Origin of the sequence: Roseibium aggregatum (assembly GCF_017309185.1) — a bacterium.
Classification (GTDB): domain Bacteria; phylum Pseudomonadota; class Alphaproteobacteria; order Rhizobiales; family Stappiaceae; genus Roseibium; species Roseibium aggregatum_B.
The window spans coordinates 196,365-210,034 of the sequence record NZ_JAEKJZ010000001.1; the positions used below are offsets into that span (position 1 = coordinate 196,365).

A 13,670-nucleotide genomic window follows, 5' to 3' on the forward strand; every position below is an offset into this window, starting at 1 on the left:
GGGGTGACGTCGAACAGGTGGTTGGTCAGGCCGGACACCTCGGAAAGAGGCCCGGCGATGTCCCCATCCGGCCCAAAGAAAAAGCCCCACCGGCGGCGGGGCTTGAGTCTGCTGACATCCCACTTACCGTCATTCCGGTCAGCGTGCCGCGAAGTGGCATCGCGTGAGCCGGAATCCAGAAATCAGCGCGAGCGGAAGCGAGCACCTAGTTTCGTATCTATCTGTTAATGAGCGCCTTCGGCGCGGGATATGTCTGGATTCCGGATCAGCGTTCGGCTGAAGCCTTACTTGTCCGGAATGACAATCCGAGGGTTTGTCAGCTGTCGGAAGCCCCGCCGGTGGTGGCGGGGCTTGCAATGTCGTCCGGGTGGGACGGATCAGTCGCGCAAGAGATCGTTGATGCCGGTCTTGGAGCGGGTCTTCTCGTCGACGGTTTTCACGATCACCGCGCAGTAGAGGCTCGGGGCGGGTTCGCCGTTGCCCATCGTGCCCGTTGCCGGCATGGTTCCCGAAACGACCACGGAATAGGGCGGCACTTCGCCGTAGAAGATCTCGCCGGTCGCGCGATTGACGATACGGGTCGACTGGCCGATGTAGACCCCCATGCCCAGGACCGAGCCTTCGCGCACGATGCAGCCCTCGACCACCTCGGAGCGGGCGCCGATGAAACAGTTGTCCTCGATGATCACGGGCCCGGCCTGAAGCGGCTCCAGAACCCCGCCGATGCCGACGCCGCCGGACAGATGCACGTTCTTGCCGATCTGGGCGCAGGAGCCCACCGTGGCCCAGGTGTCGACCATGGTGCCTTCATCCACATAAGCGCCGAGATTGACGAAGGACGGCATCAGGACGACGCCCTTGCCGATGAAGGCGGAGCGGCGCACGGTGCAGTTCGGCACGGCCCGGAAGCCGGCTTCCTCGAAATCGACGCCGCGCCAGCCGTCGAACTTGGACGGCACCTTGTCCCACCAGGCCGCGTCGCCCGGACCGCCCTTGATGACTTCCATCGCATTGAGGCGGAAAGACAGAAGCACGGCTTTCTTCGCCCATTGGTTGACGACCCAGTCCCCGTCCTTTTTCTCGGCAACGCGGAGCTGGCCGCGGTCGAGAAGGTTCAGTGCGGTTTCGACCGCATCGCGGACCTCGCCGGTGGTGCTGGTGCCGATGGCGTCGCGGTCGTCGAAAGCCGCATCGATGGTCTTGGACAGGGAGGCGAGATCGTGGTTCATCGGGAAAAAGGTCTCCGGCGTTGTCAAATCAAGGGCGGACCTAATCGTGCGGACCGCGACCTGTCAAGGTTCCCGAAAGGCGGTGGCGGGCAGGTTTTCGCCGTCCCGCTGCGTCATGGCGGAGGTTTGGAGGGCCGTTCGATGCAGGGCAGGGCTCCGAGGGTTGAGGGATACTAAACTTTGTGTTGCCTACAAACGTCATTTTTTCGAGCCGCGATCGGCGTTAGGTGAACACGACCGACATTCGCATAGAGGCTGGCACCGTGGAATTATGGATCCCTATCACCGTCTTCGCCGCGTTCTGCCAGAACCTGCGCACGGCGATGCAAAAGCACCTGAAGGGCAAGCTCGGCACGACCGGGGCAACCTTTGTCCGGTTCGGCTACGGATTTCCCTTCGCGGTTCTCTATCTGCTCGTTCTGCATTTTTTCTTTCAGCAGCCGGTTCCGCTGCCGAATGCGACCATGCTGATCGCCGGCGTGCTTGGCGGCATCGCGCAGATCGTCGCGACCTTCCTGCTGATCCATCTTTTTTCGTTCCGCAATTTCGCGGTCGGTACGGCCTACTCGAAAACCGAACCGATCCAGGCGGCCCTGTTCGGCTTCCTGGTCCTGGGGGAACATATCTCCCTGACCGCGGGCGTGTGCATCCTGATCGGCATCACCGGCGTCATCGTTATTTCCCTGGCGCGCGTCCCTCTCTCCCTGGCCGCCATCCGCAATTCCCTTGCCGGAAAGCCGGCCCTGATCGGTCTGGCCTCCGCCGCCTTTTTCGGCGCCTCCGCCGTGGCCTACCGGACGGCGTCCATTTCGCTCGAAGGCACCGGGGTCGCCATGCAGGCGGCCACCGCGCTCGTCTATGCGACGGCCTTGCAGACCCTGGTCATGGCGCTCTGGATGGTTCTGCGCGAGCCGGATCAGCTGAAGGCAAGCCTTGCCAACTGGCGCAGCGCCGTCTGGGTCGGGGCCTCCGGCATTGCGGGTTCCGTCGGCTGGTTCACCGCCATGACTCTCCAGAATGTCGCCTACGTCCGGGCGCTCGCCCAGATCGAACTGGTCTTCACCTTCCTGGCGTCCTGGCTGGTCTTCAAGGAAACCATCGCGCGCTCCGAAATCGCCGGCTGCGTGCTGATCGTGTTGGCGGTGCTCGGGATTATTCTGCTGGGGTGAACGTGGCGCAGGTGAGGGCGCGGGCCGGTGGTCAAGGCATCGGCGACGTTTGCCTGGATCACTCGTTCAGTATGATAAGCGGGCCTACCTTGGTGGAAGACAGGCCGAGTGCCTGCTCAAGGAAATTGAGTGCCGCGGAGGTGTCGGAGATGGCGATGGTGCCGCTTATTCTCCGGCGGGCCAGGCTGCTCCCGGCAATAAAGATCTTGCCGGAAAAATGCCGTTCAAGTTCCTCGACCACGAGTGAGAGCGGTTCATTGTCAAGGACGAGTAATCCACGGCGCCATGCCAGGACGGCTGCCTCACTCTTCATGCTGATGTCGCTGACCCCATTGGCGAGACTGTAACCGATACGCTCTCCCTCGTTTAGACGAACCTTGGTCTGTTCAGGATCATCGAGTTCGACCAGAACCGCATTGTGTGTCACGGTTACTTCAGTTTCGTCCCCCCCGCGGCGGATGTCGAAGGCGGTCCCCAGGGCGGTAACTTGCGTATCGCCGGCTTCAACGCTAAACGGCCGTTCCGGATCGGGGGCGACTTCGAAGAAAGCTTCGCCCCGAAGGAGCCGGATGTTTCTGTCCTGCTCCGAATAGTCGAAAGCGATCGCCGATCCCGCGTTCATGTAGATGGTCGATCCGTCTTCAAGTTCGATGACAGGCAGTTCCGCCACCCCGGAAATGACATCCGCCTGCAACCGCATCGGCCCGTCAAGGTAAAGAAAGGCACCCGCGATCAGCGCGAGCCCAAGCAATGTGCCTGCGGCGGTTTTTCCCCGTCCCGCCGGCTGTGCCTCAAAGTTGCTTAGTCCGGGATCGGACTTGATGGCCGTGCGGGCTTCGCCAAGCAATCGCTCGGCCGTGTCGTAAGCGCGGCGGTTTTCTGGATCGGATCCCAGCCACGCATGAAACAGCCGAAGGTCCTCGTCGGAGAGTTCTGTTTCGCGGTTTCGCAAAACCCAATCCGCAGCCTCCTGATGACGCTTGCGCTGCGCATGCGTCAGTCGCCTCTTCGCCATGACCTCTCCCAAGAGTTTCCTGTCTCACCCTATAGACGAATAAGCCGGGCGAATTGGGACCCGTGGGGTACGGCCCCGTTAAATTCAGTTGTCACGATCGGGCCGCGGAGAGCCGCTTCAAAGCCTTCGCACCATGTGCCAGCCGCGGTTACGCGGGCGTTTCCTTGCTCTTCTTTTTCGGGTTGACGCCGGTAGGCTGAATTTGATGGAGCCGTACCCTAGTCCATTTGCAGAAGGCAATCGAGGCAATGTGTGAGAGCCCTGCGCAAATGCCTGTCGACCATATTCCGGGAAATATTGAGCCTGGCGGCAATCTCATCGGGGGTGAGATGATGCAGCCGGTGCAGAATAAAGACGGCGCGCCGACGAACCGGAAGTTCGCCTATCGCCTCGCAAAGAACACGGAGCCGCGCCTCGGTCTCCAGCCTGTTGTCCGGGGCTTCCGAACTCGCGGGGACCTGATGGACCTCCTGTTCCATGGAGGTAAACAAACGGGCTTCAAACTGTTCGCGCCGGTAGCGGTCGATGCCGAGATTGACCGCCGCGCGGCACAGAAACGCCTTGATGGATCTCTTGTCGCGCAGCACCTCTGGCTGGGACGAGAGTTTGATGTAGAGGTCATGAACGATGTCGAGCGCGCTGTTTTGAGAAGGGCTGCGGCGTCCGACCGCCTTCGCGACGTCGCTGTAGTAAGCTTCGATTGCGCGGTTCAGCAACTCATTGCCGTCGGGCTCGGCGCTGTCGGGCATCGTATCTGACAAGCCAGTCATAGCTCTCTTTTACCCAGGTTCACACCGGTACGCTGCGAGCGACGGCAAGTTTGGAGGGTTTGATTTCCCTAGTGGAAACTGCGTAGAAATTCTAGGTGGATTTGGAAAAGGTGTGCAACAACAATATGTTGGAAACATTCCAATTCGGAGACGCAGCGGGGTTAAACAGGAGTGTAATATTCATGTTTATATCTGATATCATTGCATTATTTGAAATCGCCGGTTTCGACTGAACTTTCCGCCCTTCCCGGAAATGTTTCGGGATGTTGCGTCATTGCAACATGTCCGCAGGATGCGGGGTCTATGGACGCCGCCGCACCGGAATGCACATCGGGGTTTGGGTTAAGGGATCCGGAACAATGATGGATTCCACGTCAAAGACCTCCCGGACAATCTCAACGGTCATCACTTCGGCGGGTGGAGCCGAGGCAACTATCCGGCCAGCTTTCAGCATCACCATATGGTCGGCATACCGGGCGGCCTGGTTCAGATCGTGAAGAACCGTCACGACCGTTTTTCCCATGGTTCGCACCAGGCTCGAGGCCAATTCCATGACTTCGATCTGATGGGCGAGATCGAGGTATGTCGTCGGCTCGTCCAGAAGGAGGATCGGTGTCTCCTGAGCGAGTGTCATTGCGATCCAGGCGCGTTGCCTTTGCCCTCCGGACAATTGGTCTACGGGCCGGTCTCCGAGTTCCGTCATACCGGTCAGCGAGAGCGCTCTGTCGCAGGCGGCGGTGTCCTTTTCCGACCAGCGTGCAAACAGCGGACGGTGCGGATAGCGGCCCTGCCGTGCAAGATCCAGCACGGTGAGCCCTTCCGGCGCCACCGGTCCCTGGGCCAGGACGCCGACCTGCAGGGCGACCTCGCGCGTTGTGAACCGTGAAATCGACCGGCCATCGAGCAGAACCGAACCGTGGGTCGGACTGAGCAATCCGGAAAGAGCCCGCAACAGAGTCGATTTCCCGCTGCCGTTCGGACCTGTCAGGGCCGTCAAGGCTCCGGAGGGAATTGACAGGTTCAGGTTGTCGACAACGAGCGCGGAGCTGTAGGCGACGGAAAGCCCTTTCGTTTCCAGGCAGAGGGTTTCGCAGTCCTCAGGCCGCGGCATTGCGATGCCTCCATAACAGAAAACCAAAGAAAGGCGCCCCGATCAGGGCGGTGACTATACCGGCGGGCACCTGGACCGGTGCCAGGACTGCACGCCCCAGGAAATCGGCTGCCGGGACAAGAAGAGCGCCAACGAGTGCGCAGACCGGCAGGACCTTGGCGTGCATCGGTCCGACGAGCCGGCGGGCGAGATGCGGCGCCACCAGTCCGATGAACGCGATCAGACCCGTGGCCGCAACGGCTGCGCCCGAGATAAGTGCACAAAGCACAATCATCATGGCGCGCACCAGATCGACCCGTTGCCCGAGGCCGAGGGCGGCGGTGTCTCCGAAGCGGACAAGGTCGAGCTGGCGAAACGACGCGAACGTCAGCACAAAAGGTGGGAAGAGCCAGAGAGCCAGCATCCGCACGTCATGCCAATCGGCATGATAGACGCTGCCGGTAAGCCATATCAGGGCCCGCTGAACATCGGTGATCGCGCCGAAGGCGGTCAGGGTGGTGGTCGCCGCCCCCGCGAGCGAACCAAGGCCGATTCCGATGAGAACGATGCGCAGTGAAGACGTTCCGTTCCGCCAGGACAGGAGGTAGATGGCAAGGGCCATTGCGCTCGATCCGACAAACCCGGCGGGCGGAGCGAGATAGGCTGGAGCGTTTTTCAGGCCGACAAGAACAATCATGACCCCAAGAGCGGCACCGGCGTTGATCCCGAGGATGCCGGGCTCCGCGAGCGGATTGCGCATGATGGCCTGTGTTATCGCCCCGGCGACCGCGAAGGCGGCTCCCGCGAGGATGCCGAGGGCCAGTCTTGGCATCCGCAGACCGACAACGATCATCTCGACATGGGGCGGCGCTTCCGCCGGCCGCAACAGGAGAGCAAGGAGCTCGCCGGGAGGGACCGGATAATCGCCCCAGGCCAGTCCGGCCACCGCCACAATCGTGAGAAGTCCCAGGAGCGTAGTGACAACGCGCGTCATGAGCGTCCCCACGGACTTGTTCGGGCCAGCCAGATGAAAAAAGGTGCACCGATTGTTGCCATGGTGACTCCGACGGGAAAACTTTGGCTGGCGAACAGCAGACGGCTCAAGGTATCGGCCGACAGGACAAGGAATGCGCCGCCTGCGGCGGCAAAGGGGATGATCCATTTGTAATCCGTGCCGACGGTCAATCGGACAATATGCGGCACGATGAGCCCCACAAAGCCGATGGGTCCAGCCAGGGCTACGGCGCTTCCTGCCAGCAAAATCACGATGACGGCAGCCACACCGCGCCAGAAGACGGGGTTTTGTCCGAGTGACCTGGATACATCGGCGCCAAGGCTCAGGACCGTGAGCTGTCGCGGAAAAACGAGAGCTGCCGCAAGGCCGGCAAGCATGTAGGGGGCGACAGCGCGGACCTCGTCCATCGTGCGGCCGGTGAGGGACCCGGCGGTCCAGAGGCGGACGCTGTCGAGCGTGCTGCGGTCCATGATGAGGAAGGCGGTCGTGAGAGACGTTAGAAAAGCCGTAAGGACCGCCCCTGCCAGAACCAGTTTGACCGGCGTGCCACTCATGGGGCCGGTCGATCCGAACAGGGAGACCAGTACGGCGGCTGCGCCCGCACCTGCGAATGCTGTCCACACGAGAGACCCCTGTGCGCCGGTCCCGAAAACACTCATGGTGAAAACAACGGCGAATGCGGCGCCCGCGTTGATCCCAAGTAGGCCCGGAGAGGCCAGGGGATTGTTCGTTATCGCCTGCATGATCGCGCCGGCAATCGCAAGGGCGCCGCCGACAAGCAGTCCGGCCAGGACCCGTGGCAAGCGGACTGCGGCGACCACCAGATGGTCTCTGGAGCCGTCAAAGGCGAAGATTGCGTTTATTATGCTGTCCAAAGGCAGCACGGTCGCGCCGAGGCTGACCGACCAAATGGCGGCAAGCGGCAGAAGGCAGCACAGTGTAACGAGAGCGATCAGACGAAGACGGTCCGCTCCCACCGGGACCCTGGTACTCATTGCCGAGGTGACCGCTCTTCTCCGGCGGACGGAGCGTCCAGAATATACCGCTCGACATCATCGAGCACGCGGTGTGCCGACGCCAGTCCGTGAAAAGCCATCCACGTGGTCCGGTCGACACGGTGTGCCCGCCCCGCTTTTACAGCGGGCAACGTTTGCCAGAGGGGGTTGCCGGCGGTTGACGTCGCCAGTTGCTCGTCGTCGGCGGTGTCCATGCCGGCGGCGACGACATAAAGCAGAATGTCACCGTCCAGGGCCGAAATTTCCTCCCAGTCCGGACGCTTGACCATCGTGCTTTCCAGGGTGGTCTCATAGTCCGTTCTCTGGACGCCTGCCTCGCGCAGAACCTGATAGGGCGCATAGGCGCCCGGACCGTCGAGATAGACCTGGAAGCCCTGCCGGGCCACTCTGACGGCAGAGACCTTGAGACCGTCCGGTACGCGGTCGCTGATTGCGCCGGCGCGCCGCTCGAAATCCCCGAGCTTTTCCCGTGCTTGCTTCAAACGTCCCGAAATCCGCGCAAGCAGGAGGTAGTGCTCCTTCCAGCCCATCTGATCGAGCAGGAGCGTAGGCGCGACTTGCGAAAGTTTTTCATGGATTTGCCCATGAATATAGGTGCTGCCAACGATCAAGTCAGGCTGCAAGGCGATGATGCGCTCGAGGCTTGGCTGCATCGGGTGCCCGACATCCCCCATGGAGGCGGCCTCCGCATGATCGCGCAGACCCTGGTCCTGGATTCCCATAACCGGGACTCCAACGACCGGAGCATCCAGTTCAACGAGTGTCCCGAGCGACAACCAGGGTTCAAGCGTGACGATCCGCTTCGGGCTGGACGGAACACAGACAGGGTCTCCGTAGATGCCTTCCGCGACAGTCTCTCCTTCGCATGCCGCCAACGCCGGCGGGAAGCAAAGCGTAAAACAGATAAAGAGGCCGGTCAGTCGCAAGGCAATACTCTGTCACTTGTAGCAAACGTTCTGCGGGCGTCCCGCGCAACGGGTCGCCCGCGGTGATCTGGCGCGATCAAAACTTGGCTTTCAAATTCAACCCGAACAGCCGGCTCGGTCCCACCTGGGCGAAAGACGGGTTTACCCCGCTGCCCTGCAGTTCCAGAGTGGTGTAATAGCGCTCGTCGAAAAGGTTCTCGACGAAGGCATTGACTTCCCAGTTGTCTCTGCGAATTCCCGTCTGCACATTCACCAGGAAATGGGAATCCATCTCCTCGAGAGGAGCGGCGACGTTGAAACGGGCATTGTAGTCGGAGACGAATTTGGCATCGCCACCGACATAGAAACCGTTGTCGAAGGTATAGAGCCCGCCAAAGGCCACCGTCCATTCCGGTGCTTCCGGAAAGCTTTCCCCGGAAAGGTCGCCGTAGATGCGATGGTCGAATTCTTCAAACTCTGTGTGAAGATATCCCACGGACGCGAAGACGGAGAAGTTCTCGTTGACGGCGAAGTTCGGCTCGAATTCAAAACCCAGCGAATAGGATGACGCGGCATTGCTGACGATCGTTGCGCCCCCGATACCGGGAGCGATGGATTCGACCTGCTGGTCCCGATAGCGCGTGTAGAATACGTTGGCGTTGATCCTCAGTCTCTCGGCGAGGAACTTACCCTTGTAGAAGAGCTCGTAGTTGTCGGCGTATTCCGGATCGTATTGCACTGCCTCGCCGGTTGCCTGGTCCAGATAGTATCCACCCGTTCTGAACCCTTGCGAGTATGTGACGCCGGTAATGTGATCGTCGCCGAACTCCTTGGAAAGGCCGACCTTTGGGACCACGTTCACCTCGCTGATACCGGCGTTGGTGATGGTGGTCGTGGACCCGACGCCAATCGACGTGCTCGTGTTCCTTTCTTCCGTTGTTTCGCGAATATAGTCGACACGTCCGCCGAGCGTTGCTTTCCAGCTTGGAAGGAACTCGTACTCGGCTTCGCCGAACGCCGCCAGATTTGCAGTCCTGCGGGCGTAAAGGGATTTCTGTTCCAGATTGAACGCGGTTGCGCGCCAGAACAGGTCCGAGTCCTGGAATTCATAGCTGCCGAAAAGGCCCGCGACCCAGCTCCAGCGGTCCTGTTCGTAATTGAGACGAAGTTCCTGTGATGCAAGCGTGTCCTTATACGTTCCGTACCAGGCGTTTGCGACACCGGGAGTGCCGTTGTCTATCGACTCGCGCTCGGTCAGCCCGTAGCTGACACTGGTCTGCGAGGTCAGCTTCAAAGCGGGTGTAATGTCCTGCGTTACTTCAAGACCGGTATTGTGCATCTGGATTTCCCGGAACTCGGCCAATGTCGGCAGGAGATACAGGTCTCCGTCTCCGGTAAGGGGATTGATCAGCCTCTCGTTTGGGCGGTCCTTGGAAAAGGCATAGGTGAAAAGCGCTCGGGTATTCGGTAACTCCGACGGCTCGAACAGCAGTTTGGTGCGAATGTTTGCGCTCAGTTCGGTTCGGAAGTCGTCGTAATTGTCGTAGACGTTGTATCCCGGATAATCGATTTCCGTCGTGAGCTGCTCGTAGGAGCCCGCAATCCTAAGAGCGATCCCGTCCTTCTGGCTGAGGGGCGCGTTTACCACGAACGCCCCGCCCGCGAGGTTCTTGTTTCCGGCTGTCGCGGAGAGCACATACTCCTGCTCGAACGTCGGATCCTTCGTTTTCAAGTAGATGGCGCCTGCGGTGGCGGCCCGACCGCTCAAGGTGGACTGCGGACCGCGGTAGACCTCGACCTGTTCGGCATCCCAGAGGTTTCGCGCGCCGAAACGCGAATTGTAGCGGCTCTGCAAAATGCCATCGACATAGATGGATCCCATGGGCGCGCCTGCGGGGGAAAAGCCCTCGAAGTTCATGCCGCGGATGACGATGCCCGTATTGTTGGTGGCCCCCTTTTCGACGTTCGCGAGACGGCGAAGCGAACCGGTCAGATACTGTATCTGACCGTAGTCTATGTCCTTGGCGTTCACGATACCGATGCTCGCACTGGTATCTTCCAGGGTCGTCGCGTCGCGGGCGCCATAGACGTAGATCGTATCGAGAAGGTCGCCCTGTTGCGGGTCCATGGGTCCCTGGGTTGCGAGGGCGACCTGGTCGGTTCCTGCGAAACTTGCTGTGACGTCCGTTCCGGCCAGAAGGGTTGCCAGTGCCTGGTCAGGTGTCATGGTGCCAGTGACGCCGCCCGTCGTCTTCCCGTTGGCGAGGCTGGCGTCGAAGATGATCTGCAAACCTGTCTGGGCGGCGAGCTGGTTTAACGCGGCAGTCAGTGAGCCCGATTTGATCGAAATCGGCTGTGCGGCCGCCTGAGCAAATACGCTTGAAACCGGCACCCCGGTCAGGATGCTGCTGCAGGCAAAGACCGTCCCCGCGACGAATATCGCCTTCCGCCTCCTGGCCTGTTTTTTCCTTGTGTCGCCCCTTGCGTGTTCAGCCATGAAGACCCCCGTTCACCCTGCTTTTGACAAGCCGTTTCGTATTAAGTGCAGCGCACGCGTATCGGCCCGCTCACATGTCTGACGACTGGGTTTCGGGTTTTGGGACTCCGATTGAAAAATAATTAACTGTTTGACTCAGGTTTTAACTGTTTGCCGAGCATGCGGTGCGGGGAGTCCGGTTTGCCGTGGTTGCGAACCGGTGCGCCGTCGCGATCTCGCCACGCCGGCAGGACATGCCGACCGGTGTCGCGGAGTGGCCGCCGGGAACATGGAGCCTGCGGTCGGAATGCCTGCGGAGCAGTGCGAAGACAGTCTTGCGCGAATGCGGCGGGCGAAGCCTGTCGCGACCTATACAGCCGTCTGCAGCCAATCCCGGAAAGCTGCCACCGGCCGGGTGAGCGTGCGGGCGGGGGAGCGGACGAACCAGTAGCCGGTGTCCAGTTCGACGCGTTTCCAGTCCGGCATGATCAGGTGGCCTGCGTCCAGTTCCTGGGAAACGAAACGCCGGTCGATCACGATGGCGCCCATGCCCGCGATCGCCGCCTGGATGGCGAGGTCCCGGCTCTGCAGCACCATGCCGGATTTGGTGTCCGGGTGAGCGAGCCCGGCGGCTTCGAGCCAGACCGTCCAGTCGTTGCGCCTGGACGCGCTGTGCAACAGCCTGAACCCGCTGAGAAGGGATTGATCGGCCGGGTTCTTGTCGCTGAACAGGCTGGGTGCGACGGCAACCGACAGATGTTCCTTCCATAAGAGCTTGCTTTCGACCCCCGGCCAGTTGCCCGTGCCGAGCCGGATGGCGCAGTCGTAATTCTCCCGGTCGAGATCGACGATCCTCGTTGAGGTCGACAGCAGCAGTTCCACATCCGGCTGAACCGCCTGGAACTTCGGCAGGCGCGGGATCAGCCAGCGCGTGGCGAAGGTCGAAACCGTGCTGATCCTCAGTTCCGTCCGTCCGCGCCGCTTGAAACTGTCGACGGCGTCCTCGATCCGCTCGAACGCGTCGCCCAGGCTCAGCGACAGCCGTTGCCCTTCCTCCGTCAGGGTCAGTCCCCGGCCGTCCCGGTGCACCAGGGTCGCGCCCAGTTCGCTTTCCAGCTTGCGCATCAGATGGGACAGGGCGGACGGCGAGACTCCGAGTTTTTCCGCCGCCAGCGCGGCGCGCCCGTGGCGGGCAAGAAGGGAAAAGGCATGAAGTGCGCGCAGAGACGCCATGAGTTTGGTCCTGAAAGGGAGCTGGTCTTGAAGAAAACTCAATCTATTTGATTTGTTTTCCCGGTTCCAGTCCCCTCGGGCGCTCAACCGACAGCGGCGAGAACCGCCTTCAGGAAACCGGTCAGGTCCTCGGTGACAAAGTCGATATGGGGATAGGGTTCGTCTTCCAGGTCCCAGTCGTCCCGGAAGACGGAGCGCGATCCCTTGGGGAGAATGAGCGCGGTGCACATACCCAGCGAATGCGGAACGAGAAGGTTCTTCGGCAGATCCTCGAACATGGCGGCACGGACCGGCGAAATGCCCGTCTGTGCCAGAAACTTGTCGTAGGTTTCGCGGTTGGGCTTGGGGATGAGGTCTGCGGAGACGATGTCGAAAATTTCTTCGAAATGCTCCGAGATCCCGAGCGCGGCGGCGGTGCGCTCCGCGTGCGGGCGGTCGCCGTTGGTGAAGATGAATTTCTTCCCCGGAAGCGCCTCTATCGCCTTGCCGAGTTCCGGGTTCGGCTCAAGCGCGGAATAGTCGATATCATGCACATAGGCGAGATAGTGGTCCGGATCGATCCTGTGCTCTGTCATCAGGCCGCGCAGGGTTGTTCCATACTGGTGATAGAGCGCCTTTTGATGGGCCATCGCCGCGTCTCGGTCGATGTCCAGGATCTTCTGGACATAGCTGGCGATCTGCTCGTCGATCTGGGCAAACAGATCCGCCTCGTGCGGATAAAGCGTGTTGTCGAGATCGAACACCCAGGCCTCGATGCCGCGGTAGATCCGGATGTCGCGGCGGTGGGCGTGCGGGCCCTCGGTGCCTGGAACGCGTTTTCCGGTCACGGACGGATCAGGGTCCCGGCGCCGCCGTCGGTGAACAGCTCGAGCAGGACCGCGTGCGGCACCTTGCCGTTCAGGATCACCACGCCTTCAACGCCGTGGTTCAGGGCTTCGATGCAGGTTTCGACCTTCGGGATCATGCCACCGGAAATCGTGCCGTCGGCGATCAGCTCGCGGGCCTTGGCGACCGTCAGCTGCTTGATGAGGTTGCCTTCCTTGTCGAGAACGCCGGGGACGTCCGTCAGGAACAGGAGGCGGGCCGCGTTCAGGGAGCCGGCGATCGCGCCGGCGGCCGTATCGGCATTGATGTTGTAGGTCTCGCCGTCCTCGCCGGGAGCGACGGGCGCGATGACCGGAATGATGTCTTCTTTCAGCACCAGGCGCAGAACGGTGGGATTGACGTCCGCCGGCTCGCCGACGAAGCCGAGATCGACAACGCTTTCGATATTGCTGTCCGGATCGACCACCGTGCGCTTCAGCTTGCGCGCGCTCATGAGATTGCCGTCCTTGCCGCACAGGCCGACCGCGCGGCCGCCCTCCGCGGTGATCATCTGAACGATTTCCTTGTTGATGGACCCGGCAAGCACCATCTCGACCACCTCGACGGTGGCCTTGTCGGTCACCCTGAGACCGCCCTTGAACTCGCTGACGATGTTCAGCCGCTCCAGCATCTTGCCGATCTGCGGGCCGCCGCCATGAACCACCACCGGATGAACGCCGGACTGGCGCAGCAAGGTGATGTCGCGCGCGAACGCCCGGCCGAGTTCCGGATCGCCCATGGCATGTCCGCCGTATTTCACGACGACGGTCTTGCTGTCGTAGCGCTGCATGTAGGGCAGGGCATGGGCGATGATGTGAGCGCGGCTGGCGGTGTCGGGCGTGGTCATGGGTGTGTCGTACTCAGGACGTGTCGGGTCGGATCGCGAAG

The 13,670-nt window shown here is 61.3% G+C and carries 12 protein-coding genes; 1 reads left to right on the forward strand and 11 read right to left on the reverse strand.

All coding sequences use genetic code 11. The features are described from left to right. Positions 1-377 precede the first annotated feature (377 nt). Positions 378-1,229, reverse strand: coding sequence for a 2,3,4,5-tetrahydropyridine-2,6-dicarboxylate N-succinyltransferase (dapD, locus tag JF539_RS00950; protein ID WP_207138251.1), 852 nt, complete (start codon positions 1,227-1,229; stop codon positions 378-380). A gap of 263 nt (positions 1,230-1,492) precedes the next feature. Between dapD and JF539_RS00955 the strand changes: the two genes are divergently transcribed. Further along, the gene (locus JF539_RS00955; protein ID WP_207138253.1) at positions 1,493-2,398 is read left to right on the forward strand and encodes an EamA family transporter; all 906 of its coding nucleotides are present in this window, start codon (positions 1,493-1,495) and stop codon (positions 2,396-2,398) included. A gap of 58 nt (positions 2,399-2,456) precedes the next feature. On the opposite strand, the gene JF539_RS00960 is transcribed toward JF539_RS00955, so the two are convergent. The 10 genes from JF539_RS00960 to argB form a co-directional block, all read right to left on the reverse strand. Further along, on the reverse strand, positions 2,457-3,413 hold the full coding sequence (locus JF539_RS00960) for a FecR family protein (protein WP_207138255.1): 957 nt from the start codon (positions 3,411-3,413) through the stop codon (positions 2,457-2,459). Between the two features lie 218 nt (positions 3,414-3,631). Next, positions 3,632-4,183: an RNA polymerase sigma factor gene (locus JF539_RS00965; RefSeq protein WP_207138257.1), complete on the reverse strand. Its 552-nt coding sequence runs from the start codon at positions 4,181-4,183 to the stop codon at positions 3,632-3,634. A gap of 301 nt (positions 4,184-4,484) precedes the next feature. Next, positions 4,485-5,294, reverse strand: a complete 810-nt coding sequence (locus JF539_RS00970) for an ABC transporter ATP-binding protein (protein ID WP_207138259.1) — start codon at positions 5,292-5,294, stop codon at positions 4,485-4,487. Beyond that, a complete protein-coding gene (locus JF539_RS00975) occupies positions 5,281-6,267 on the reverse strand; it encodes a FecCD family ABC transporter permease (protein ID WP_207138261.1) in 987 nt (328 codons plus the stop codon). The genes JF539_RS00970 and JF539_RS00975 overlap by 14 nt, the downstream gene beginning before the upstream one ends. Further along, entirely contained in the window at positions 6,264-7,283 is a 1,020-nt protein-coding gene (locus JF539_RS00980) for a FecCD family ABC transporter permease (RefSeq protein WP_207138263.1), read from the reverse strand. The genes JF539_RS00975 and JF539_RS00980 overlap by 4 nt, the downstream gene beginning before the upstream one ends. Continuing rightward, positions 7,280-8,230, reverse strand: coding sequence for an iron-siderophore ABC transporter substrate-binding protein (locus JF539_RS00985; RefSeq protein WP_207138265.1), 951 nt, complete (start codon positions 8,228-8,230; stop codon positions 7,280-7,282). Before JF539_RS00985 ends, JF539_RS00980 begins: the two co-directional genes overlap by 4 nt. A 76-nt stretch (positions 8,231-8,306) precedes the next feature. Beyond that, positions 8,307-10,706, reverse strand: coding sequence for a TonB-dependent receptor (locus JF539_RS00990; RefSeq protein ID WP_207138267.1), 2,400 nt, complete (start codon positions 10,704-10,706; stop codon positions 8,307-8,309). A 348-nt stretch (positions 10,707-11,054) separates the two neighbouring features. Beyond that, a complete protein-coding gene (locus tag JF539_RS00995) occupies positions 11,055-11,918 on the reverse strand; it encodes a LysR substrate-binding domain-containing protein (protein ID WP_207138269.1) in 864 nt (287 codons plus the stop codon). A gap of 83 nt (positions 11,919-12,001) precedes the next feature. Beyond that, positions 12,002-12,745: a pyrimidine 5'-nucleotidase gene (locus JF539_RS01000; RefSeq protein WP_207138271.1), complete on the reverse strand. Its 744-nt coding sequence runs from the start codon at positions 12,743-12,745 to the stop codon at positions 12,002-12,004. Next, positions 12,742-13,629, reverse strand: a complete 888-nt coding sequence (gene argB / locus JF539_RS01005; protein WP_207138274.1) for an acetylglutamate kinase — start codon at positions 13,627-13,629, stop codon at positions 12,742-12,744. The genes JF539_RS01000 and argB overlap by 4 nt, the downstream gene beginning before the upstream one ends. Between the last annotated feature and the right edge of the window lie 41 nt (positions 13,630-13,670).